This window comes from Bordetella genomosp. 9 (assembly GCF_002119725.1).
GTDB lineage: Bacteria > Pseudomonadota > Gammaproteobacteria > Burkholderiales > Burkholderiaceae_B > Bordetella_C.
The window spans coordinates 3,366,284-3,389,940 of the sequence record NZ_CP021109.1 but is presented as its reverse complement, the minus strand read 5'-3'; the positions used below and the strand labels follow the sequence as shown (position 1 = coordinate 3,389,940).

23 protein-coding genes and 1 tRNA gene are annotated in these 23,657 nt (G+C 66.2%); 16 read left to right on the top strand and 8 right to left on the bottom strand.

The window, feature by feature from the left end; all coding sequences use genetic code 11:
* The first annotated feature begins 369 nt into the window (after positions 1 to 369).
* Together CAL13_RS15535 and CAL13_RS15530 are read left to right on the top strand one after the other, a co-directional pair.
* Positions 370 to 1,959, top strand: a complete 1,590-nt coding sequence (locus CAL13_RS15535) for a TerC family protein (protein ID WP_086072871.1) — start codon at positions 370 to 372, stop codon at positions 1,957 to 1,959.
* A gap of 19 nt (positions 1,960 to 1,978) precedes the next feature.
* The gene (locus CAL13_RS15530; RefSeq protein ID WP_086072870.1) at positions 1,979 to 2,845 is read left to right on the top strand and encodes an undecaprenyl-diphosphate phosphatase; all 867 of its coding nucleotides are present in this window, start codon (positions 1,979 to 1,981) and stop codon (positions 2,843 to 2,845) included.
* Positions 2,846 to 2,940: 95 nt separating this feature from the next.
* Here the strand turns inward: CAL13_RS15530 and CAL13_RS15525 are convergent, their stop codons facing one another.
* From CAL13_RS15525 to CAL13_RS15515, 3 genes are all read right to left on the bottom strand, one after another.
* Positions 2,941 to 3,711, bottom strand: coding sequence for a UDP-2,3-diacylglucosamine diphosphatase (locus CAL13_RS15525; RefSeq protein WP_086058195.1), 771 nt, complete (start codon positions 3,709 to 3,711; stop codon positions 2,941 to 2,943).
* A complete protein-coding gene (locus CAL13_RS15520) occupies positions 3,704 to 4,213 on the bottom strand; it encodes a peptidylprolyl isomerase (RefSeq protein ID WP_086059516.1) in 510 nt (169 codons plus the stop codon). Before CAL13_RS15520 ends, CAL13_RS15525 begins: the two co-directional genes overlap by 8 nt.
* A gap of 134 nt (positions 4,214 to 4,347) precedes the next feature.
* Positions 4,348 to 5,043, bottom strand: coding sequence for a tetratricopeptide repeat protein (locus CAL13_RS15515; RefSeq protein ID WP_086058194.1), 696 nt, complete (start codon positions 5,041 to 5,043; stop codon positions 4,348 to 4,350).
* Positions 5,044 to 5,264: 221 nt separating this feature from the next.
* Between CAL13_RS15515 and cysS the strand changes: the two genes are divergently transcribed.
* The 6 genes from cysS to CAL13_RS15485 all read left to right on the top strand — a co-directional run bounded on the left by cysS (position 5,265) and on the right by CAL13_RS15485 (position 11,023).
* A complete protein-coding gene (cysS, locus tag CAL13_RS15510) occupies positions 5,265 to 6,713 on the top strand; it encodes a cysteine--tRNA ligase (RefSeq protein WP_086058193.1) in 1,449 nt (482 codons plus the stop codon).
* 23 nt (positions 6,714 to 6,736) lie between these two features.
* Entirely contained in the window at positions 6,737 to 7,372 is a 636-nt protein-coding gene (locus tag CAL13_RS15505; protein WP_086058192.1) for a DNA-3-methyladenine glycosylase family protein, read from the top strand.
* A gap of 44 nt (positions 7,373 to 7,416) precedes the next feature.
* Positions 7,417 to 8,382 carry an acetyl-CoA carboxylase carboxyltransferase subunit alpha gene (locus CAL13_RS15500; protein WP_086058191.1) on the top strand — a complete coding sequence of 322 codons (966 nt, stop codon included), beginning with the start codon at positions 7,417 to 7,419 and terminating at the stop codon, positions 8,380 to 8,382.
* A gap of 85 nt (positions 8,383 to 8,467) precedes the next feature.
* A complete protein-coding gene (tilS, locus tag CAL13_RS15495; protein WP_420042459.1) occupies positions 8,468 to 9,439 on the top strand; it encodes a tRNA lysidine(34) synthetase TilS in 972 nt (323 codons plus the stop codon).
* Between the two features lie 54 nt (positions 9,440 to 9,493).
* Entirely contained in the window at positions 9,494 to 10,759 is a 1,266-nt protein-coding gene (locus CAL13_RS15490; protein WP_086072868.1) for an aspartate kinase, read from the top strand.
* A gap of 171 nt (positions 10,760 to 10,930) precedes the next feature.
* Positions 10,931 to 11,023: transfer RNA gene (locus CAL13_RS15485), tRNA-Ser, on the top strand.
* A gap of 154 nt (positions 11,024 to 11,177) precedes the next feature.
* Here CAL13_RS15485 and CAL13_RS15480 read toward each other — a convergent pair.
* From CAL13_RS15480 to CAL13_RS15465, 4 genes are all read right to left on the bottom strand, one after another.
* Positions 11,178 to 11,564, bottom strand: coding sequence for a type II toxin-antitoxin system VapC family toxin (locus CAL13_RS15480; protein WP_086072867.1), 387 nt, complete (start codon positions 11,562 to 11,564; stop codon positions 11,178 to 11,180).
* A 124-nt stretch (positions 11,565 to 11,688) separates the two neighbouring features.
* Entirely contained in the window at positions 11,689 to 12,216 is a 528-nt protein-coding gene (locus CAL13_RS15475; RefSeq protein WP_157664884.1) for a DUF2244 domain-containing protein, read from the bottom strand.
* Between the two features lie 11 nt (positions 12,217 to 12,227).
* Entirely contained in the window at positions 12,228 to 13,838 is a 1,611-nt protein-coding gene (gene ctaD / locus CAL13_RS15470; RefSeq protein ID WP_086072865.1) for a cytochrome c oxidase subunit I, read from the bottom strand.
* Positions 13,839 to 13,991: 153 nt separating this feature from the next.
* On the bottom strand, positions 13,992 to 14,249 hold the full coding sequence (locus CAL13_RS15465) for a hypothetical protein (protein ID WP_086058184.1): 258 nt from the start codon (positions 14,247 to 14,249) through the stop codon (positions 13,992 to 13,994).
* 201 nt (positions 14,250 to 14,450) lie between these two features.
* On the opposite strand from CAL13_RS15465, the gene CAL13_RS15460 reads away from it, so the two are divergent.
* The 8 genes from CAL13_RS15460 to CAL13_RS15425 all read left to right on the top strand — a co-directional run bounded on the left by CAL13_RS15460 (position 14,451) and on the right by CAL13_RS15425 (position 22,794).
* Complete coding sequence (locus CAL13_RS15460) at positions 14,451 to 16,814, top strand: hybrid sensor histidine kinase/response regulator (protein ID WP_086058183.1); 2,364 nt, start codon at positions 14,451 to 14,453, stop codon at positions 16,812 to 16,814.
* Positions 16,815 to 16,961: 147 nt separating this feature from the next.
* Positions 16,962 to 17,675: a succinate dehydrogenase/fumarate reductase iron-sulfur subunit gene (locus CAL13_RS15455; RefSeq protein ID WP_086072864.1), complete on the top strand. Its 714-nt coding sequence runs from the start codon at positions 16,962 to 16,964 to the stop codon at positions 17,673 to 17,675.
* The gene (locus tag CAL13_RS15450; protein ID WP_086072863.1) at positions 17,675 to 18,025 is read left to right on the top strand and encodes a succinate dehydrogenase; all 351 of its coding nucleotides are present in this window, start codon (positions 17,675 to 17,677) and stop codon (positions 18,023 to 18,025) included. Before CAL13_RS15455 ends, CAL13_RS15450 begins: the two co-directional genes overlap by 1 nt.
* The gene (gene sdhC, locus CAL13_RS15445) at positions 18,025 to 18,378 is read left to right on the top strand and encodes a succinate dehydrogenase, cytochrome b556 subunit (protein WP_086072862.1); all 354 of its coding nucleotides are present in this window, start codon (positions 18,025 to 18,027) and stop codon (positions 18,376 to 18,378) included. Before CAL13_RS15450 ends, sdhC begins: the two co-directional genes overlap by 1 nt.
* 136 nt (positions 18,379 to 18,514) lie before the next feature.
* Entirely contained in the window at positions 18,515 to 19,525 is a 1,011-nt protein-coding gene (locus CAL13_RS15440; RefSeq protein WP_086058179.1) for a Bug family tripartite tricarboxylate transporter substrate binding protein, read from the top strand.
* Between the two features lie 43 nt (positions 19,526 to 19,568).
* Entirely contained in the window at positions 19,569 to 20,444 is an 876-nt protein-coding gene (locus CAL13_RS15435) for a fumarate hydratase (RefSeq protein WP_086059515.1), read from the top strand.
* Positions 20,445 to 20,446: 2 nt separating this feature from the next.
* Positions 20,447 to 21,061, top strand: coding sequence for a fumarate hydratase C-terminal domain-containing protein (locus CAL13_RS15430; protein ID WP_086072861.1), 615 nt, complete (start codon positions 20,447 to 20,449; stop codon positions 21,059 to 21,061).
* Complete coding sequence (locus CAL13_RS15425; RefSeq protein ID WP_086072860.1) at positions 21,058 to 22,794, top strand: L-aspartate oxidase; 1,737 nt, start codon at positions 21,058 to 21,060, stop codon at positions 22,792 to 22,794. Before CAL13_RS15430 ends, CAL13_RS15425 begins: the two co-directional genes overlap by 4 nt.
* 60 nt (positions 22,795 to 22,854) lie before the next feature.
* Here the strand turns inward: CAL13_RS15425 and CAL13_RS15420 are convergent, their stop codons facing one another.
* Positions 22,855 to 23,643 carry a sulfite exporter TauE/SafE family protein gene (locus CAL13_RS15420; protein ID WP_232467672.1) on the bottom strand — a complete coding sequence of 263 codons (789 nt, stop codon included), beginning with the start codon at positions 23,641 to 23,643 and terminating at the stop codon, positions 22,855 to 22,857.
* Positions 23,644 to 23,657 lie beyond the last annotated feature (14 nt).

Genomic DNA, 23,657 nt, shown 5'->3' with positions numbered 1-23,657 from the left:
GGTGGAGCTGGATTCGCGGCGTGCCTGAGTTGGGACGCGTTGGCGCCATGCGGCGGGCGTTTTGCTTTGGGGCTTCGTGCGACGGCGGAAATGGTCAGACCCGTCGGTCCTGGTCTTGCGCGCGCGGGGCCATACTGTGGGTAGGCCGGGGGAGAGGGGGCCGCGGGCGCTCGGCCAGGGGGCCGATCGGGTCTGTGCGCCTATTTCAATCCCGGCCCCCGCTTCGCGCCATCGCCCACATGGATTAGGGAAGATCGCGCCGCAACGCCGCGATCTAGGGCTTTCTCCCGGGCGAATCCATCTTTTCATGACCGGCGTATCCCGGCATTTCCGGGTACGATTACCGGTCCTTCACTGCTGGAGTTGCCAATGGAGTGGCTGCTGGACCCCGCTGCCTGGGTCGGCCTGCTTACCCTAGTCATCCTCGAAATCGTCCTCGGGATCGACAACCTGATCTTCATCGCCATTCTGGCGGACAAGCTTCCTCCCGCTCAAAGGGACCGGGCCCGCATACTGGGCCTGTCACTGGCGCTGCTCATGCGCCTGGTGCTCCTGTCGGTCATGTCGTGGCTGGTCACGCTGACGCAGCCGCTGTTCTTCGTCGGGCCGCTGCATCCTTCGGCGCGCGACCTCATCCTGCTTGCGGGCGGTTTCTTCCTGCTCTTCAAGGGGACCATGGAGCTGCACGAGCGCCTGGAAGGGCGGCAGCAGGCAAGCGGCGGTCCTCGCGTCTATGCCAGCTTCTGGGTGATCGTGACGCAGATCGTCGTGCTGGATGCCGTGTTCTCGCTGGACTCCGTCATCACGGCCGTCGGCATGGTCGACCACCTGGCGATCATGATGCTCGCCGTGGTCATCGCCATCGGCGTCATGCTGGTTGCCTCCAAGCCGCTTACGCGCTTCGTCAACGCGCACCCCACGGTGGTGGTCTTGTGTTTGGGATTCCTGTTGATGATCGGCTTCTCGCTCGTTGCGGAGGCTTTCGGCTTCAAGGTGCCGAAGGGCTATCTGTACGCCGCGATCGGATTCTCGGTTCTGATCGAAGCCTTGAACCAGCTGGCGCGCCGCAATCTCTTGAAGATGGATGCGCGCCGTCCGATGCGCGAGCGCACCGCGGAAGGCGTGCTCCGGATGCTGGGCAAGCGTCCGCCGCAGCCGGTCATGGACGAACCGGAAACGGCGGAGGAGCAGGAAGCGGAACCTCCGCCGGCCTTCGGGGTCGAAGAGCGCAACATGGTCAGCGGCGTGCTGACCCTGGCCGAACGCTCCATCCATTCCATCATGACCCCGCGCACCGACATCTCCTGGATCGACATCGACGACGACCCCGAGACGATGCGCAGCCAGCTCACTGCCGCGCCGCACAGTTTTTTCCCGGTGTGCCGCGGCAGTCTCGATGAAGTCCTGGGCATCGGCCGCGCCAAGGAAATGGTGGCCGACCTCATCACGGAAGGGCGCATCCGCCGCAACCGCCTGCGCGAACCCATCATCGTCCACGAGTCCATCGGCATCCTGCGGTTGATGGACACGCTCAAGCGCGCGCGCGGACAACTGGTGCTGGTGGCCGACGAATTCGGCGCGATCGAAGGGCTGGTCACGCCCATGGACGTTTTCGAGGCCATCGCCGGCGAGTTCCCGGACGAGGACGAGCTGCCGGACATCGTCGACGAAGGCGACGGCAGATGGAAGATCGACGGCGCGGCGGACCTGCGGCATGTCGAACAGGTGCTGGAAACGGAAGGCCTGATCGACGAGGCGCAGGACTACGCCACCCTGGCGGGCTATCTGCTTTCGCGCTTCGGCCACCTGCCGGCGCCGGGTGATAGCTGCGAGTTCGTTTCTCCGCATGCCCGCTACCGTTTCGAGGTGCTGCAGCTGGCCGGCCGGCGCATCGCGTCCGTCGGCGTGCAGCGCCTTCCCCTGGAGCTTTCGTCCGCCGACGAAAGCGCGGCTTCCTGACCCCACACGCGGACGCACCGTGACCGACAACGCGCTTTATCTCATCAAGGCCTGCTTCCTGGGCATCATCGAAGGACTGACGGAATTCATCCCCGTATCGAGCACCGGCCACCTCATTCTGATCGGCGACTGGATCAGTTTCGAGTCGAACTCCGCCAAGGTGTTCGAGGTGGTCATCCAGTTCGGGTCGATTCTGGCGGTGATGTGGATTTTCCGGGTGCGGCTATGGCAGCTGATCCGCGGCACATTGACCGGCGACCGCATCGAAATGACCTTCACGCGCAACCTGCTGCTGGCTTTTCTGCCCGCGGCGGTCATCGGGGCGATCTTCATCCATGCGATCAAGAACCTGTTCTACCACCCCGGCGTCGTTGCGGTAACCCTGGTGCTGGGCGGCCTGATCATGCTGTACGTGGAGCGCCATACGCACCGTTCGCCGGGCGCGGCCCCGCGTCACGGCGGCGATGACAGCGCGGCGCAAAGCCATGCCACCGCGCATACGTTGGAACAGATTTCCTGGAAGCAGGCGCTGGGCGTGGGCGTCGCGCAATGCGTGGCGATGATTCCCGGCGTATCGCGCTCCGGGTCCACCATCATCGGGGGCATGATCGCCGGCATTCAGCGCAAGACGGCCACCGAATTCTCATTTTTCCTGGCCATGCCTACCATGCTGGGCGCGGCGGTGTATGACACCTACCGGAACATGTCGGTGCTGAGCCAGCACGACATGGCGGGCATCGCAGTGGGGTTCGTCGCCGCCTTTCTGAGCGCTTTGGTGGTGGTGCGCGCGGTTCTGCGCTTCGTGGCGAACCACACCTATCGCGTGTTCGCGTGGTATCGCATTGCGCTGGGCATCGTGGTCGGCCTGGTGCTGTTCCTGCGCTGATTCCCGGCGGGCGGGGGATCCTTCGGATGCCTGCGCCGCGTTCCGGCCTGGCGGCCGCCGCCAGACCTTTGTCAACGCGTTGAACTCCCAGCTGCCTACGCCAGTTCCAGATCGTAGAACTGCAGGCCGTCGCGGTCGATGGCGAGCCAGCCGCCGCGCGGCGGACGGGCGTGATCGCAATCCCAGTCGGGCAGCACCCAGCGTTCGCGGCGCTTGCCCGCCACCTCCAGTACATGCCTATCCGGACGGTGGGTATGCCCGTGCACCAGGGTCGCGACGCCCGTTTCGCGGAACAGGGTTTCGACCGCGCCGGGGTTCACGTCCATGATCTCGGCGTCCTTGGCCTGGGTGGCCGCCTGGCTTTCGCCACGGGCCTGCTGCGCCAGCGCCAGGCGTTCGGGTATGGACTTGCCCAGGAATTCCTGCTGCCATGCCGGATTCCGCACCATGGCGCGGAAGGCCTGATAGGGCTCGTCATCGATGCACAGTTCGTCGCCGTGCGTCAGCAGGACCTGCCCGTAGTCGGTTTCCAGCAAGGCCGGCTCAGGCAGCAGGCGGGCGCCCACGGCCTCGGCCAGTTCCCCGCCCATCAGAAAGTCGCGATTGCCGCGGCCCAGCCAGACCGGAATCGCCGCCGCCGTGCGTTTCAATGCGTCCAGCACGGTGGCCAACCATGGCGGCGGCTGGCGGATCACGTCGTCGCCGATCCATGCATCGAAAATGTCGCCCGGCAGCAGCAGCGCGGATGCTTCGGCGGCCGCCGCTTCCAGGAAGCTCAGAAACGCTTCGGACGTGGCTGGGACCGCCGGCCCCAGATGCACGTCCGATGCAACCCAGATCGTTCCCGGCAGCGCGATCTTATTCAACGACTTCGGCCTTCTCGATGATGACGTCCTGGGTCGGCACGTTCTGGTGGAAGCCGCTGTTGCCGGTCTTCACGCCCTTGATCTTGTCGATCACGTCGGTGCCTTCGGTAACCTTGCCGAACACCGCGTAGCCCCAGCCGTTGGCCGTGGGGGCGGTGAAGTTCAGGAAGTCGTTGTCGGCGACGTTGATGAAAAACTGGGCGGTGGCCGATTGCGGGTCGCTGGTGCGCGCCATGGCGACCGTGTACTTGTCGTTCTTCAGGCCGTTGTTGGCCTCGTTTTCGATGGGCGCGTGCGTCTGCTTCTGCTTCATGCCGGGCTCGAAACCGCCGCCCTGGATCATGAAGCCGTCGATCACGCGATGGAAGACGGTGTTGTTGTAGAAGCCTTCCTTGACGTACGTCAGGAAGTTGGCCACCGTCTTGGGCGCCTTGTCGTCATCCAGCGTGATGACGAAGTCGCCGTAGTTGGTGTGCATCTTGACTTGGGGATTCGAAGCCATGGAATGTTTGCCCTCGGTTGTGTGAGAGGAGGCCGCGCCGGCCGGCGCGGCGCCGGCGGCCGCCGGCAGGATCGCGGCGAACGCCACGCCGCATGCCGCATGACGCAGCACGCGCAGTACGGAAGCAGAAAACATCATCGTTGGGTCGGTTCCTTCAACAGGTTGTCGACGGCGCGGGCCTTGGTGCCGCTGCCCGTCACGCCCAGTTTCGCAGCTTCGCCATAGGACCGCTTGGCCTGCAGCAATTGCACGTCGGCCAGGTTGGCCCGGGCGACCGCGTAATTGGGGTCCGCGCGCAAGGCGTTGCGCAGGGCCGTTTCGGCCCGGTCGATCTCGCCGCGCGACGCAAAAATGACCGCCATGTTGTTCCAGGGTTCCGGCAATTCCGGGAACCGCGTGGTCATGTCCTGGTAGATATCCAGGGCTTCCTGCTCGCGGCCCAGCGCGGCCAGCGCGCGGGCGTGCTGGAATTCCAGCTGGACGTCGGTGCCTCCGGGCGGCGGCGGGTTGCGGGTGTCGGCCAGGCGCTTTTCGATCATCTCCAGCGCCTCTTTGTTGCGTCCTTCGGATATCAGCCGCTCGATGTGGGCTGAGATCTGCGCCGGCGTGGGATCCAGACGCGTATCGACGCCCGGCTTGACGGCTTCCAGCAGCCGCGCCAGCGCGTCCCATCCGCCTTCGGGCGGCGGCTCGTCGAGCTTGGTCGCATTGGCATTGCGGCCGGGGCCCGCCGCGCCGCCCGGCATGGCCTGGGCGTGCGCGCCGCCCACGGGGAGCCACAGCAGGACGGCGGCCAGCGCGCCCGTCAGAATTCTTGTGTGGATGGTCACAGGGTTTTCCGGTGAAAGAACGTCCTGCCGTGCGGCATGCGCGCGCGGAAAGGTCGCTTGCTATACTTGACGACCGCCATTTTAGCCTCGGTTCAGTTTCCGGGTCCGGCTCGCCGGCCTGCCGACGGCGCCTGGATGGCGGCAGGGCTGCCGGCGGAATCGCGGCCGCCCATCCCATGCATGGCGGGCGGCGCCCGACCGGCCCATCCATTTTCTTTTCTATGCTGCACATCTACGACACGCTATCGCGCACGAAGGTCCCATTCAAGCCGGTCGAAGCCGGCCGCGTGCGCATGTATGTGTGCGGGATGACGGTCTACGACTATTGCCACCTGGGCCACGCCCGGATGCTGGTCGGTTTCGATATCGTGCAGCGCTGGCTGCGCGCCAGCGGCCTGGAAGTGGACTACGTCCGGAACATCACGGACATCGACGACAAGATCATCCGCCGCGCGGTGCAGACCGGGCGCCGCATCGGCGAAGTCACCGCGTTCTTCATCGACGCCATGCACGCGGATGAGCGCGCGCTCGGCGTGCAGCCGCCCGACCACGAGCCCCGCGCCACCGCCCATATCGGCGACATGCTGGACATCATCGGGCGGCTCGAAGAAAAAGGGCTGGCCTATCGCGCCGAAGACGGCGACGTCAATTATTCGGTGCGCAATTTCCCCGACTACGGCAAGCTTTCCGGCCGGTCGCTGGACGACTTGCGCGCCGGCGAACGCGTTGCGGTCGCGGCGGGCAAGCGCGATCCGCTGGACTTCGTGCTCTGGAAGGCAGCCAAGGCGGAGGAGCCCGAGGACACCAAGTGGCCGTCGCCGTATGGGTTCGGGCGCCCTGGCTGGCATATCGAATGCTCGGCCATGAGCAAAAGCCTGCTGGGCCTGCCGCTGGACATCCACGGCGGCGGTCCCGACCTGAAATTCCCGCACCACGAAAACGAGATCGCGCAGACCGAAGGCGCGTACGGCGGGGTGCTGGCCAACGTGTGGATGCACTGCGGGCCGCTGATGGTCGACGCCGACAAGATGTCGAAGTCGCTGAACAACTTCCGGACCATCCGCCAGACGATCGCGCAGGGCGAGCCGGACGATGCGAAGGCCGACTACGTCAGCAATCCCCGCGAAGCCGAAATGCTGCGCTTTTTCATCGCGCGCAATCACTATCGCAGTCCGCAGAACTACACGCCCGACAATCTCATCGATGCGCAGAATGCGCTGGATCGCCTGTACCAGGCACTGGCCAATGTGGCGCCCGACGAGCAGGGCCTCGATTGGGACGAGCCGCAGGCCCAGGCCTTCAAGGCCGCCATGGACGACGACTTCAATACGTCCGGCGCCATGGCGGCGCTGTTCCAGCTCGCCGCCGAAGCGAACCGCACGGGGAGCGCCCGCACGGCGGGCCAGCTCAAGGCGCTGGCCGGCATTCTCGGCCTGCTGCAGCAGGATCCCCAGGCGTATCTGCGCGCGCCGACGCGCTACAAGCCGGGCGGGGCCGCGCCGTCGGCCAGCCTGGACGATGCGTCCATCGAGGCCATGATCGAATCGCGCGCGGCGGCCAAGCGGGCCCGCGACTTCGCCGAGGCCGACCGCATCCGCGCCGCGCTGCGCGAGGCGGGTATCGAACTCGAAGACAAGCCGGGCGGCACGACCAACTGGCGACGCCTCTGATCCCCGTTCAGGAGCCGTCCGTCATGTCGAGCGATATCGCCGTCAGCAAGCCGCCTTATTGGGAAGATGCCGTGGCGCACCTGGTGCGCCGCGACCGCATCCTGAAAAAGCTCATTCCGCAGCATCCCGAGGTCTGGCTCAAGCCGCGCGGCACGCCTTTCGTCACGCTGGCCCGGTCCATCATCGGCCAGCAGATCTCCACGCGCGCGGCCGAAGCCGTATGGCAGCGTTTTCTTCAGGCCGCCGGCAGCCGGCCCAGCCCCGCATCGGTGCTGCGCGTCGGCGTGCAAGGGCTGCGCGAAGCCGGCCTGTCCCAGCGCAAGGCCGAATACGTGCAGGACCTGGCGCGGCATTTCAGCGAACGCAAGGTCCATCCCGAGCGCTGGTCCTCGATGGACGATGAAGCCGTCATCGAAGAGCTGGTCGCCATCCGCGGCATCGGCCGCTGGACGGCGGAAATGTTTTTGATTTTCAACCTCCAGCGGCCCGATGTCCTGCCGCTGGACGACCTGGGATTGCTCAAGGCGATCTCGCTACACTATTTCAGCGGCGAACCCGTCTCGCGCTTCGAAGCGCGCGAAGTTTCGCTGGCCTGGCAACCCTGGCGTACCGTGGCAACCTGGTATCTCTGGCACAGTCTGGAACCGCTCGCGGTCTAGCCTGCGTCCGATGCCGCATGGCCCAACAACGGAACCACATCTACATGCGCAACACCTTCCTGGATTTCGAACAACCGCTGGCCGAGCTCGACAACAAGATCGAACAGCTGCGCTTCGTGCAAGCCGACTCCGCGGTCGACATCTCCGATGAAATCGCGCGCCTGCAGCAGAAAAGCCAGGCCCTGGCCAAGGAGATCTACGCCAACCTGACGCCCTGGCAGACCGCGCTCGTCGCGCGGCACCCGCAGCGTCCGTACACCATGGACTACGTCCGCGAGATTTTCACGGACTTCCACGAGCTGCACGGCGACCGCATGTACGCCGACGACCAGTCCATCGTGGGCGGGCTCGCGCGCTTCAACGGCGCCTCCTGCATGGTCATCGGCCACCAGAAGGGCCGCGATACGAAGGAGCGCGCCATGCGCAACTTCGGCATGCCGCGCCCGGAGGGCTATCGGAAGGCGTTGCGGTTGATGCGGCTGGCGGAAAAATTCGATATCCCGGTCTTCACCTTCGTCGATACTCCCGGCGCCTATCCCGGCATCGGCGCGGAAGAGCGCGGGCAATCCGAGGCAATCGGGCATAACCTTTACGCCATGGCCGAATTGCGCGTACCCATCATCGCCACGGTCATCGGCGAAGGCGGATCCGGCGGCGCGCTCGCCATCGCGGTCGCCAATGCGGTGCTCATGCTGCAGTACGCCACCTACTCCGTAATCTCGCCCGAAGGCTGCGCCTCCATCCTGTGGCGCAGCGCGGACAAGGCGCCGGAAGCGGCGGAAGCCCTGGGCATCACGGCCCCGCGGCTGAAAGACCTGGGCCTGGTCGACCGTGTCGTCAACGAGCCGGTCGGCGGCGCGCATCGCGACCCGCGCGTCATGGCGCGCCTGCTGCGCCGCGCCCTGGGCGACACGCTGCGCCAGTTGTCCGGCATGACGGCCGACCAGCTCGTGGAACAGCGGCTCCAGCGCGTGGCTTCGTACGGCCGCGTCCAGGAAGTCCGCGCCTGACCGGGGTCTCCCGGAGCGCATCATGGCGGCCGCCAGCGACCCGGACGCTTTCCTGCCCCCGGGTCGGGATGCGCTGACGTCACCGTTGCGCCGCGCGCTGGCCGCGCTTCCCGACGATGTGCGCGCCGTGGCGGCGGCGGTCAGCGGCGGCGCCGACTCGGCGATGCTGGCCGTCCATGCCGCGGCGGCGGCTCGCGAACGCGGCGTGGCGCTGCATCTCCTGCACGTGCACCATGGCCTGTTCGAGCAGGCCGACGACTGGGCGCAGCGTGTACGAAAGCTGGGCGACGCCCTGGGCGCGCCGGTGCACGTCCTGCGCGTCACGGTGCCGGCCGACGGCGGCGTCGGCATCGAAGCCGCCGCCCGTCAGGCGCGCTATGCCGCCTTCGCGCAGGCCGCGCAGGCGCTGGCGCTGCGCCACATCCTGCTGGCCCATCACCGCGACGACCAGGCCGAAACGGTCCTGCTGCGCCTGCTGCGCGGCGCGGGTCCGGCCGGCCTGGCGGCCATGTCCGCCAGGACCGAACGCGACGGGCTCGTCTATCTGCGCCCCTGGCTGGACGTGCCTCGCGCCGTCGTGCGGGCCGCGGCGGCGGACTACGCAGCCCGCCACGGCTGGTCGCCCGTGGACGATCCTTCCAATGCGGACGACCGCTACACCCGCGCCGCCGTCCGCAAACGTCTGGTTCCCGTCCTGGACGCCCGCTGGCCCGGGTGGCAGGGCATTCTCGCGCGTCACGCGCGCCTGGCCGAGGAAACGGCCAGCATCCTGGACGAGGTTGCCCGCCAGGACCTGGCATCGCTCGACCCGTCCGCCCAGGACGGCAGCTTTTCGCTCGCCCGTTGGCGCCAGCTGTCGGCACCGCGCCAGGCGCAGGTGCTGCGCTGCTGGCTGGCGCAACAGGGCGCTCGCATGCCGACGGAAGCCCGGCTGGCCGAACTGCTGCGCCAATTGCGGCAGCTGCACAGTCTGGGACACGACCGTCAGTTGGCCTGGAACCACGGCGGGCACTGTGTGCGCGTGGTCCGCGGGCGCGTTTTTGCAACGCCACGTTAAAATACCCAGCTTTGCCTGCCGGCCGTGACGGCAGATTTCCAGCCAGAGTACGAGATGTCCCTGATCGTTCATAAGTATGGCGGTACCTCGATGGGCTCGGTCGAGCGCATCAAGAACGTGGCGCGCCGCGTCGCGAAGTGGCATGCCGCCGGCCACAAAGTCGTGGTCGTGCCTTCCGCGATGGCGGGCGAGACCAACCGTCTGCTCGGTCTGGCGCGGGAAATCACGCCGCAGCCGGACGGCCGCGAACTGGACATGATCGCCGCCACGGGGGAACAGGCGTCCAGCGGTCTGCTGGCGGTGGCCTTGCAGGCCGAAGGCGTGCCCGCGCGCAGCTACGCCGGCTGGCAGGTGCCTGTCCGCACCGACGCTTCCTACACCAAGGCCCGCATCACCTCCATCGACGACAAGCGCATCCGGGCCGACCTGGACGCGGGCCGCGTGGTCATCGTCACCGGCTTCCAGGGCGTGGACGGCGAGGGCAACATCACCACGCTCGGCCGTGGCGGATCCGACACTTCCGCTGTCGCCGTGGCCGCGGCCATCAAGGCCGACGAATGCCTGATCTACACCGACGTGGATGGCGTCTACACCACCGACCCGCGGGTGGTTCCCGAAGCGCGCCGCATGCCGGTCGTGTCCTTCGAAGAAATGCTGGAGATGGCTTCGCTGGGCTCCAAGGTCCTGCAGATCCGTTCCGTCGAGTTCGCCGGCAAGTACCGCGTGCCGACGCGCGTGCTGTCCTCGCTGACCGACCCCCTGATTCCGCTCGACGAGGAAATGCGCTCGGGCACGCTGATTACCTTTGAGGAAGACGAAAAAATGGAAGCCGCCGTTGTCTCCGGCATCGCCTTCAGCCGCGACGAAGCCAAGATCACCCTGCTGGCCGTGCCCGACAAGCCGGGCATCGCCTATTCCATCCTGGGCCCGGTCGCCGCCGCCAACATCGACGTCGACATGATCGTGCAGAACCAGTCGGTTGCCGGCACCACGGATTTCTCCTTCACCGTCAACCGCAACGAATTCCTGCGCACCATCGAGGTCCTGAAGCGCGACGTCATCCCCGCCGTGAACGCGCGTGAACTCGTGACCGACGACAAGGTATGCAAGGTGTCCATCGTCGGCATCGGCATGCGGTCGCACGTCGGCGTGGCGAGCCTGATGTTCCAGACCCTGTCCAAGGAAGGCATCAACATCCAGATGATCAGCACGAGCGAAATCAAGACCTCGGTGATCATCGAGGACAAGTACATGGAACTGGCCGTGCGCGCGCTGCATAAGGCCTTCGAGCTGGACCAGGTGCCCGGCGAAAAGGTGTAACTGCGCCGCGGTCCGCCGGTCGCGCTGCGGGCCCGCCTGGGACAAGGCGGTCCGGCCAGCAGGGCGGCTGCGCGGGCGTTTTCATCCGGTGTTCCCGCCCGGCGCCCCGCCGCTGCGAGGCCCGGATGACAGCAAGACCGCTCATCTTTGTGCTAGAATCGCCAATTCTTCGGAGACGTGCCCGAGAGGCTGAAGGGGCTCCCCTGCTAAGGGAGTATGTGGCCAAAAACTGCATCGTGGGTTCGAATCCCACCGTCTCCGCCAAGAGCTCGCACAGGCTTGGTCCGCATCGCAGAAAACCCGCACAGCGTAACGCTATGCGGGTTTTTGTTTTCTCGCGATCGTCTCAATCCTCGAGCGGGATGCCGCGTTCGCGTCTACGCGCACGGCATGAATCCGTGGCAAGGACCCGCCGGCGTCAGACGAGAATAATGGACTCGCCGTAGAGCGCCACCTTTTTGTCGTGCGTAAGCAAACGCAGGGGCTCCACCAATGCTTGCGCAACGAGGATCCGATCGAAAGGATCCTGATGATGCTGTGGGAGTCTTTCCACATGTGCTGCATGTGACGCGTTCACCGCGAGCATCTGATAGCCGGCTTCGTGGAAAAACCGCCAGGCGTCGTGTCCGGAGACCGGCATGTCTTTGGGGCGTAGCGCATGCTTGATCGCGATCTCCCAGATGTTGGCGGCGTTGCCCCAAATCGTGACATCGCGGTCGGAAATCAATTCCCGCGAACCGGCGGGCAGCGCCTTGCTATCCGTGATCGCCCACAGTGCGATGCGGGTGTCCAGAAGAACGTTCATCGGCCGCTCGAACCGAGAATAGGCTGGCGATTTCGTCGTTGCCCCAAGTTTTTCAGCGGTCGTCGGGACGTACGTGCGTCCGACATGAAAGGTCCCAGGAACCCCGGCCGCGCCGCGCATGCACCTACGAAAGCAAAGCCCTTCGCAGATCCGCCTCGAAGGCCTGGGCAACGGATTCCTGCACGTAGCGGCATAGCTCAATGCGCGTGCTGCCGTGGCACAGCCATAGGCGGCCCGGCTCCGCCGCCGTGCGGATCAGGCGCACGCGGCCGGGTTCGAATACGTAGGCGCTATGCAGGAGGCCGCGGTCAACCTCGACGCGCAGCCGCCCGTCCTCCGTCAAGGTCACGATCTCCCCGTCGACGGCGTGGCGCGCATAGATGAACGCGGCCATGCCGATCGCCGTCAATTCGACGCAGGAAAAGATGGGTACGACCCAAAGCCCGCGTATCCAGCAGGAGATCGCCACCGCAGCGGACAGGCCCATCAGCAGGGCGATGCTGGCCAGGTACTGCGACGGCAGCAGGGCGCAGTTGCGCTTCAGGCGCCAGACGCGGGGCCGGCGCGAAGGGCGGCCGACTCCGTCCCAGCCGCCCGTGCGCGGCGGCGAGGCCGAAATGCCGTCTTCGTGGCGCAGGCGCTGGTCTCTCATGATGCCCCGCCTTACTTCACCTCCGGCGGCGTCTCGAAGGTATGGAAAGGCGCCGGCGACGGCACGGTCCATTCGAGCCCTTCCGCGCCTTCCCAGGGACGGGCCTCGACCCGGCGGCCCTTGCCGGCGTAGCAGCGCAGCATGGCGACGAGGAAGATGAACTGGCTCAGCCCGAACCACCAGGCGCCGATGGTCGCGACCTGGTGCCACGTCGTGAACTGCGCGGCGTAGTCCACATAGCGGCGCGGCATGCCGGCCAGACCGAGGAAATGCATGGGGAAGAAGGCCACGTTGAAGGAAATCAGCGTGAACCAAAAATGAATCTGCCCCAAACGTTCGTTGTACATGTAGCCGGTCCACTTGGGAACCCAGTAATAGGCGCCCGCGAATAGCGCGAACAGCGACCCCGCCACGAGCACGTAATGAAAGTGCGCGACGACGTAGTACGTGTCATGCACCTGTATGTCGATCGGCGCCATGGACAGGATCAGTCCAGTGAATCCCCCGATGGTGAAGACCCAGATGAAGCCGATCGCGAAGAGCATCGGCGTTTCCAAACTGAGCGATCCGCGCCACATGGTGGCGGTCCAATTGAACACCTTCACCCCGGTCGGCACGGAGATCAGCATGGTGGCGTACATGAAGTACAACTGTCCGGTCACCGGCATGCCGGTGGCGAACATGTGGTGCGCCCAGACGATGAAGGACAGCACGGCGATGGCCGCCATGGCGTACACCATGGAGGCATAGCCGAACAATTGCTTGCGCGAGAACGTCGGCACCACCGAAGAAATGATCCCGAATGCCGGCAGGATCATCACGTACACCTCGGGATGGCCGAAGAACCAGAACAGGTGCTGGAACAGTACGGGATCTCCGCCCGCGGCGGCATTGAAGAAGTCGGTGCCGAAGTGCCTGTCGGTGAGCACCATGGTGACGGTGGCGGCCAGCACCGGCATGATGCCCAGCAGCAGGAAGGCCGTGATCATCCAGGACCAGCAGAAAAGGGGCATCTTCATCAGCGTCATGCCCGGCGCGCGCAGGTTCAGAATGGTGACGATGACGTTGATCGCCCCCATGATGGACGATGCGCCCATCACGTGGATCGCGAAGATGGCCATATCCATGCCGGGCCCCATCTGTTCGGACAGGGGCGCGTATATGGTCCATCCGGCGGCGGTGGCGCCGCCCGGCACGAAGAACGATGCGGTAAGCAGTATGGCGCCGACCGGCAGCAGCCAGAAGCTGAAGTTGTTCATGCGGGCGAAGGCCATGTCGGCCGCGCCCACCTGCAATGGCACCATCCAGTTCGCGAAACCGACAAAGGCCGGCATGATGGCGCCGAAGATCATCACCAGCCCGTGCATCGTCGTGAACTGGTTGAACAACTCGGGTTGGAAAAACTGGATGCCCGGCTCGAACAATTCCGTCCGGATCAGCAGGGCCAACACGCCGCCCTCGATCAGCATGACGAACGAGAAAATCAGGTACATCGTGCCGATGTCCTTGTGGTTCGTCGCCAGTAGCCATCGGCGCCAGCCGTGCGGCATGGCGTGTCCGTGTTCTTCCTCGTGACCAGGGGCGGGCAAGACCCCTTCGCGGCCCGGTGTGTAGCTGCTCATTCCCGTCTCCCTGGATCGCCTGCATGCGCCGCGCGCCTGAATCAGGACGCGGATTCAGGCGAGGCCGGCAGCAACCCGCATACCGGGATGCGACGATCGGGACTGGCCGGGCTGCGGCTCGCGGTTCAGCGCGAAATGCGTTCCCCGCAATGTTCAAGTGACGGAAAGAACCGGTTCGCCGTCCTGTTTGACGGCGCAGATTCCAAGGAGCACGTACCGGGCGTGGCGTTCGGCGTCCTCGCGCGAGTCGAAGTTCTGCGTGGCGGCCGCGCGCCACAGCAGTTGTGCGGGCCGATCGAGGCTGTCCTGCCGCGACGTCGCGATGACCACGGAATAGCTCCGTTCGCCCTGCCTGGTGATCCTGCAAAACACGCGGTGCCCATCCACCACGACTTCCTTATCGGCTTCCATGTCGTCCTCTCCACGGGCTACGGTGTTTGCTGAAGTTACCGCCGTTTGCGCTTCGCACTTGCTACCAACGGTGAGCGCGGCGCGGTTCATCGCCGTGATGGACTGCCGGGCCATCCATAGGGAGCGATCCGGCTTGCCTTTCTCTTCAACAGGACGGCAGAATATTTGCTTCCGCAAGAGCGAACGCCGTCGGAGGCACTCATGAGCCAGGCCAGAAGCGAGCGACGCAAGCGCGTGGAAGCGACCGACCGTGTCGCCCGGGCCCTGCTCAAGAGCGCCACGGATTTCGCCATTCTGACCATGGATCTCGACCTGCGGATCACCAGTTGGAATGCCGGCGCGCAGACGCTGTTCGGCTGGAGCGAGAATGAAGCCATCGGCATGTTGAGCAGCCTCATCTTCGTCGAAGAGGATCGCGAACAGGGCGCCCACGTGCAAGAGGCGGAGCAGGCGCAACGCGAAGGGCGGTGCGAGGATGAGCGCTGGCACCTGCGCAAGGATGGTACGAGGCTGTGGTGCTCCGGTCTCACCATGCGCTTCGAGGACGATCGCACCGGCCAGCACATCGGCTACCTGAAAGTGGTGCGCGACCGCACCGAACAGCATCTTGCCGAGACCCGGGCCCGCGCGACCGATGCGCGATTCCGGGCGCTGGTGGAAAGCTCTCCCCAGATGACGTTTTTCGCCGACACGGCCGGCCGCATCATCTACGCGAGCCCCTATTGGGCGCGCTACACGGGACGCGACGGGACGGGGCCGGCGCAGGGAGACTGGACTGAGACGATCCATCCCGAGGAGCGCGAGCAGGTCAAGGAAGCCTGGCGCGTTGCCCTGGCCACCGGTGTGGGGTGCGAGCTGGAGATCCGCTTCCGGTGCGCCGCCGACAATAGCTGGCGCTGGTTCATGGCGCGGGCCGCCCCCATCGAGGAAGAGGGTCAAAGGACGGGCTGGCTGATCCTTGCCTTCGACATCGATCTGGTGGTGGCCGCGCGCAACGACCTGCGGCGCAGCCAGAAGCTGCTGCTGAACGAGGTGGCGCGGGGCAAGGCCGAGCGCGACCGCACCTGGCAGCTGGCGAACGACCTGATGGTCGTCACCGATTTCGACGGCTATGTCCTGGACGCCAACCCCGCTTGGACGGAGCGGCTGGGGTGGAAGCACGAGGAGCTGCTGGGCAACAACATCCTGGGGCTCGTGCACCCGGACTATCTCGCCATTGCGCAAAGCCAGCTGAACCGTCTGCACCGAGGGCACGCCACCTCGCGTTTCGTGTGCGAATGCCGTCACCGCGACGGCACCTACCGAACTCTGTCCTGGACGGCGGTGCCCGGCGATGGGCTGATCCACGCGGTGGCCCAGGACGTTACCGCCGAGAACGAAGCGACGGCGGAACTGGAATTGGCCCAGGAAGCCTTGCGGCAGGCGCAGAAAATGGAGGCCGTGGGACAGCTCACCGGCGGTATCGCGCACGACTTCAATAACCTGCTGACCGGCATCATCGGCTCGCTGCAATTGATGCAGAAGCGCGCCGAGCGCGGCATGCTGGTCGATATCACGCGCTATAGCGACATGGCGATGGAGTCCGCCAAGCGGGCCGCCGCGCTCACTCACCGCCTGCTGGCTTTTTCGCGGCGCCAGCCGCTGGCGCCCAAGCCGACACAGCCGAATGTCCTGATCCAGTCGCTGACGGATCTGTTCGAGAGGACCCTGGGCGAGAAAATCGCATTGGCCGTGGATCTCCAGGATGGACTGTGGAACGTCCTGTGCGATCCGCATCAGCTCGAGAATGCCATCCTGAACCTGGTGATCAACGCGCGCGACGCCATGCCCGACGGCGGCCGGCTGACCATCACCACGCGCAATACCGACCTTGACAATATCTCTGTTGCCAACGCCGTCATCCTGACGGCGGGCGAGTACGTCTGCCTGTGCGTGTCGGACACCGGTGTCGGCATGCCGCCGGACGTCGCGGCCAAAGCCTTCGAGCCGTTTTTCAGTACGAAGCCGCAGGGGGAGGGTACGGGCCTGGGGCTTTCCATGGTGTACGGCTTCGTCAGGCAGTCCGGCGGCTATACCGAGCTGGATAGCCGGCCGGGCGAGGGCACGGCCGTGCGTCTGTACCTGCCGCGCTACAGCGGATCGCTGCGCGAGGACGAGGATGTCGAGGAAGAGGCGCCCGCGCCGGTGGGCGTGGCGGCCCGGCACCCGCTCGTCCTGGTGGTGGAGGACGACCCGCGCGTACGCGATCTTCTGGTAGAGGTGCTGCAGGAGCAGCAGTGCCGCGTCGTGGAAGCCGCTGACGGTTTGTCGGGATTGCGGATTCTCAAGGACACCCCCAGCATCCAGCTCGTCATCAGCGATATCGGCCTGCCCGGAATGGACGGGCGGCGCATGGTGCAGGAGGCGCGTACGGTGCACCCCGACCTGAAAGTGATCCTGATGACGGGTTACGCCCAAAGCCTGGCGCAAAGCGACGGTTTGCGCGATACCGACATGGAATTGGTCACCAAGCCCTTCGGTATCGACGAGATCACGCGCAGGATCCTGGCTGTGCTGGCGGAGTGACGACGCTTCGTTCCCAGGCCCAAGCGCAGCACGCAAAGTTTCTCTTTATCTGGGCAAGATAAATATTCGCTTTTTCTTTCCGTGGCGGGGCGGCCAGAATGACGCATTGCCTCGAGGCCGTGCGCCTCTTCAGTGGATGGGATCGCCATGGAGGAGTTGGAAGTCCGGGTATGGCGCAGCGCCGGCGACGGCGCTTTCGCGACCTACCGCGTGCCGCGCCAGACCAGCCAGACCGTGCTGGACGTGGTCACGTACATTCAGCGCGAACTGCAGCCGGACCTGGCCTATCGCTACGCATGCCGGGTCGGCATGTGCGGATCGTGTGCAATGAGTGTGAACGGCAAGGCCCGCTGGACGTGCCGGACGCACGTCGCCAAGGTGGCGGCAAACGGCCGGCTGGAACTGGCGCCCCTGCCGAATCTGCCGGTCATCAAGGATCTGGTGACCGACATGAGCGCTTTCTTCGAGAAGTGGAGCCGGGCCAAGGGAAGCTTTTCAGGCGCGCTCACGCGTCATGACGACTTCGCGCGCGTGCCGCCGGCCTCGCCTCGCCGGCAGGCCGTCGATGCCGGCATCGAGTGCATCGGCTGCGGCGTATGTTACGCATCCTGCGACGTCGTGACGTGGCGGCCCGATTACCTGGGGCCGGCCGCGCTGAATCGCGCCTGGACCCTGATGAACGATGAACGCGACGTCGATGGGCTCGAGCGTCTGCGCGCGGTGGCAGGGGACGCGGGTTGCCATTCGTGCCATACGCAGGGCAGCTGTACCGAGCGATGCCCCAAGGCTTTGTCGCCCACCGCCGGCATCGCCGGGCTGAAACGCATGACGGCCAAGGCAGCCATGAAGGGGGACCTGTGATGGCCGCGGCATTGCGGATCCGTACGCAGGCGCGGCTCTGGTACCTGCAGCGCCTGAGCGCGATGGTGCTGGCGCTGTGCGTCGCCGTGCACATCGGCATCATCGTTTATGCGGTGCGAGGCGGCCTGAGCGCGCCGGAAATCCTGTCGCGCACGCGCGGCAGCATGCTGTTCGCCGCTTTCTATGGCGTGTTCGTGCTCGCTTGCGCCGTGCACGTCCCCATCGGCCTGGCGCGCATCGCCGAGGAATGGCTGGGCTGGCGAGGCCGCCCCGTGTGGGCGGGGGCGCTGGCCTTTGCCGCCCTGCTGGCCGTCATGGGCCTGCGGGCCGTTTATGGAGTGGTGTCGTGATGCGGCGCAATGACGCGCGCGCGCGCAATCATCCGGCGTACTGGGCGTTCCTGGTGCATCGGCTGTCGGGGCTGGCGCTGGCCGTGTTCCTGCCCTTGCACTTCTGGGCGCTGGGCCAGGCCCTGGATGGCGCGGAAGCCCTGGACGGCTTTCTGCGGTTCGCCGACCGGCCTCTGTTCAAGTTCGCGGAGTGGGGCCTGGTCGTGCTGCTGTCGCTGCACATGATGGGCGGACTGCGGCTGCTGGTCATCGAGTTCGCCCCGTGGACCGGACTGCGCAAGGACTGGCTGGCGGTCGGACTCGGGGCCGGCGCCTGCACCGGGCTGGCTTTCCTGCTGGCGCTGCTCGGTTAGCTGCTCGGCCCCGGCGGTTTCATCAAGACGCATTGACGCCCCGATAGGCGGGTGCGAATCTGCGCCAAGCCGCGTCCGACGCGGCACGAGTTCCGCCGCCGATGCGGGGCCGTACAACCATACGGAGACAACCATCATGCACGAGTATCTGTACGCGCTGTCCAGACGTCCCAGGCATTGGCTGCACACCTGTATCCTGGCCTTCGCCACCACGGCGATGACGATTTCCGGCCTGGTCCACGCCGAAAGCGCATGGCCGGACCGGCCCGTGCGGATCGTCGTGCCTTTTACCGCGGGCGGGACCACCGACGTGGTCGCCCGCGTCATCGGCGCGGAATTGGGGCAGTTGTGGCATCAGTCCGTGATCATCGATAACCGTCCCGGCGCGGGCGGCGCCATCGGGGCAACGCTGACGGCGAAGTCGCCGCCGGACGGCTACACCCTGCTGATGGCGTCGGGCAGCATGTTCACGGTCAATCCGTACCTGTACCGCAACCTGCCGTACAGCTTGAAGGACTTCGACTACATCACCAATGTGGCCAGCGGCCCCATGCTGGTGCTGGTCAACAACGAGGTGCCGGCGCATACGCTGAAGGAGCTGATCGCGCTGGCGAAATCGCAGCCGAAGAAGCTGAATTTCGGTTCGGCCGGCAACGGCAGCCAGGTGCACATGGCGGGCGAGGCGCTGGCCGACGCGGCGGGCATCGACATCACGCACGTGCCCTACAAAGGGGAAGCGCTGGCGTACAACGACCTGATCGCGGGACAGGTGCAATTGGTGGTGGGCAATATCGCGGCGGCATCGGTGTTCGCGAAAAGCGGCAAGGCCCGCGCCCTGGCCGTCACCGGCCCCGCTAGGTCGCCCATGATGCCCGAGGTGCCGACGGCGAAGGAGGCGGGTCTGCCCGGATACGAGACGACGGGATGGTTTGCGCTGGTCACGGCGGCGGGCACGCCGAAGGCCGTTATCGACAAGATCCAGCGCGATACCGCCAAGGTGCTCGCTCAGCCGGCCATCCGGGAAAAGCTGGCGGGGCAGGGCATGACGCCCGTGGGCAATACGCCGGCGCAGCTTGTCAAAAGCATCCAGGAGGAATCGGGAAAATGGGAAGCCATCGTGGCGAACCGCCATCTGGCCATCGATTGAACACGTTGCGCGCGGCTGGCGCGGGCGCATGGGAGAAGCTGGCATGAACCCTGATCTGTCGGCGGTGGAAGAAGCCGCCAAAGACCTGTATATCCGCGCGCTGAAAGTGCTGCCGCCCGATATCAAGGCCGGCATCGACACGCTGGCGGCGCGGGAAACCTCAGACGTCGCGCGCGGCGTGCTCGAAACCATGCGCACCAACATCCGCGTGGCCGAGGAAAACCGCAATCTGCTGTGCCAGGACACGGGGATTCCGATCTACAACGTGGCGATCGGCCGCAACGTTTCGGTGGACGGACACGCGTTGAAGGACGCCATCCGGCGCGGGTGCGCCCGCGCGACGCGGGAGCACCCGCTGCGGTCGTCGGTGGTTCACCCGCTGACGCGCCGCAACGAACACACGTCCTGCGGGATCGAGGTGCCGGTGATCCACATCGATTTCGACGACGCGCCGGAACGCATGTCCATCGAAATGATCCCGAAGGGCAGCGGTTCGGAAAACAATTCCTTTTTGAAAATGGCGGTGCCGGCGGAAGGGGTGGATGCCATCAAGACCTTCGTGGTGGACTGCGTGATCGCGGCTGGCGGGAAAACCTGTCCTCCCACGATCGTGGGCGTCGGGCTGGGCGGCACCTCCGATCTGTGCGTCGCCTTGGCCAAGCGCGCCGCCACGCGGCCCCTGGGAACCGCCTGCGCCGACCCTGACGGGGCGGCGCTGGAGCGCGAGCTTTCCGCCGCCGTCAATCAGCTCGGGGTGGGGCCGCAGGGCCTGGGGGGCGACGGCACCGCCTTCGCCGTGCACATCGAGCTGGCATCCACCCACATCACCATGAACCCTGTCGCCGTGAATATGCAGTGCCATTCCGCCCGGCGCGCGCGCGCCGTGTTCACGCCGCAGGGCATCGACTACGGATTTTGATCATGGCGCACCACGAACTGACCATGCCGATCACGGAAGCGCAGGCGCGGCAACTGCGCGTGAACGATACCGTGACTCTGCATCGCACGCTCTACGGCATCCGCGACGCCACGCAAATCCATATGTTCGACCGGGGCCGGCGTACCCGGATGGACCTGAATGGCCATGCCGTGATCCACACCGCGCCCAACGTGCGCAAGGTGCCGGTCAGCGACGCGTTCCCGGCCGGCTATCAGCCGGTATGCATCGGCACGACGACTTCCGACCGCATGGAGCGCTTCACGCGGCCGCTGATGACCCAGTATGGCGTACGGCTCATCATCGGCAAGGGCGGGTTGCGGCAGGGTTCGCAGGAGGCGTTCCGCGAGCTCGGGGGCGCCTATCTGGCCATCGTCGGCGGCACGGCCGCGTTGGAAACGACGTGGATCACGCGCATCGAGGACGTCGACCTGGACGATTTGAATCCCGAATCGTTATGGCGGTTCAGCATACGGGGCTTCGGGCCGCTGCTCGTGGCGATGGACAGCCATGGCGGCAGTCTTTACGACGCCGTCAGGCAGGATGCGGCCGGCCGGCGCGCCGCCGTGCTGTCCAGCCTGGGGGTTCGCGCGTCATGACAACGCCCGCGTCGATCAAACGTCTGAAGACCGACATCCTGATACTGGGGGCCGGCGGCGCCGGTCTGTTCGCCGCCTTGCACGCGCACCAGCGCGCCCCCGAGCTGTCGATTACCGTGGCGGTGAAAGGCCTGCTCGGCAAATGCGGCTGTACGCGCATGGTCCAGGGCGGCTACAACGTCGCGCTGGCGCCCGGAGACTCGGTGGAGCGCCACTTCATGGACACCATCGAGGGCAGCAAATGGCTGGCCAACCAGGACCTGGCGTGGACCCTGGTGAGCACCGCCATCGAGCGCATCCACGAACTGGAAAACGAGCTGGGCTGCTTTTTCGATCGCAACCCCGACGGCACCGTACACCAGAAGGCGTTTGCCGGGCAGACGTTCGACCGCACGGTGCACAAGGGCGACCTGACCGGCATCGAAATCATCAACCGGCTGTCGGAGCAGGTGTGGCGCCGCGGGATTGGCCGGCTGGAGGAGCATCGCGCGCTGGCGCTGATCCGCACGCCGGACGGCAAGGCGCTGTCCGGGGTGCTGATGATCGACGTGCGCAGCGGCGAATTCGTCTTCGTGCAGGCCCGGGCCGTCCTGCTGGCGACCGGCGGCGGTCCTACCATGTACAAGTACCACACGCCTTCGGGGGATAAGAGCTGCGACGGTTTGGCGATGGCGCTGGCTGCGGGCCTGCCGCTGCGCGACATGGAAATGGTGCAGTTTCATCCGACCGGCTTGCTCGCCGGCGCCGCCACGCGCATGACGGGCACGGTGCTGGAGGAAGGGCTGCGCGGGGCGGGCGGGCATCTGCTCAATGGCGCCCGCGACCGCTTCATGCACCGCTACGACCCCCGCGGGGAGCGCGCCACGCGGGACATCGTCTCGCGCGGCATCTATGCGGAAATGCGAGCCGGCCGCACCACACCCAATGGCGGCGTGTATATCCAGATGAGCCACCTGGGCGTGGACCAGGTGCGCAAACAGTTCAAGGGCATGGTCGAACGCTGTGCCAACTGCGGATTCGATCTGGCCGGCGGTCTGGTGGAAGTCGTGCCCACGGCGCACTACATGATGGGCGGCGTGGTGTTCGAACCGGATTGCCGCACGGCTCTGCATGGCCTGTTCGCCGCCGGCGAGGACACCGGCGGCGTGCATGGCGCCAACCGTTTGGGCGGCAACGGTGTGGCGAATTCCACGGTTTTCGGCGGCATCGCGGGCGACAGCATGGCGCAATGGTTGCGGGAGCGGGGCGAGTGGCAGACGCCGGATGAATCGGCCATCGGCGCCGCCCTGCGAGACGCCCTGGCGCCCTTCGGCTTGCCGGCGGGCAGCCTGAACCCCATCCGGGAACAGCTGTACGAGTGCATGTGGACCGACGTCGGCATCATGCGCGACCGGGCCGGCTTGCTGCGGGCGCGGGAAACCCTGGCGGACCTGAGCGGACGTCTGGCGCGAAGCGGCGTGCCGGGCGGCGAGCGCGCCTTCCATCCCACGTGGCACGATTGGCTGAATCTGCGCAGCCTGATCGCGGTCAGCAAGGTCATCACCGAAGCGGCTCTGGCGCGCGAGGACTCGCGCGGCGCGCACTTCCGCGAAGACTTCCCGCAGACCGGCGATCTGGCCGGTTCGGCATATACGGTGGTGCGGCAGGAAGACGGCGTGCTGCGCATCGACCGGGAGCCGGTGCGTTTCACCCGCGTCGCGCCGGGCCAGACTCTGCTGAAGGACGCCGCATGATGCCGGCGCCCGGGCGGCCTGCCGGGCCCGGGCGCGGCCTGGCGCCGATTGCCGGTGCGCTCAGCCGCCGATCGCGCGTATCAGCAGGCTGACGCTGCCCAGGATCAGGATCGTCCACACCAGCCGCGCAATGATCGGCGCGGGGATGTAATGGCGCAGCCAGGATCCGAGACGCACGCCGGCCAGGCTGCAGGGCAGCAGCCATACGGCCAGGGCCAGCACGGCGGGCTGCAGCAATAGACCCGTGACGGTGAACATGAGCAGCCGCGTGAATCCCGTCAGCATGATCAGCGTGCCGACCGTTGCGCGCAGGGCGTTGCGGTCCTCCAGACGCCCGGCCAGATAGATCGTATAGAGCGGCCCGCCCGTCCCGAACATCGCCGTGAAGCCGCCGCCGCCCAGGCCCAGCGGAATGGCCCAGCGCGGGCTGAGCCGGCGAAACGTATCGCCGCCGCACAAACGCCACAGGGAATAGCCCAGTACGCCGCAACCCAGCACGATGAGCAGGGGGCGTTCCGGCACATACATCAGCAAGGCCAGCCCCAGGCCCATGCCGGCGAGCATCCACGGTACGATGCGCCGCAGTTCCGGCAGGTACACGGCGCTGCGGCTGGTCGCGCCCAGCAGCATGCCGGAGACCATGTCGCAGATGAGCGCGACCGGCACCGCCTGGTGCAGTGGCATGATTTGCGTCAGCAGCGGCATGGAAACGATGGCCGAGCCGAAGCCGGTCATCCCGAACACCGTGTAGCCGCCGGTGATCGCCGCGCCCGCGATGAGCAGGTGAAAGAGGTCGAGGCCGGTCGCGGCCGGTCCCACATGGGCCCCCAGGAGTTCCCACATCGTCATGTCGTCCTCGCGCC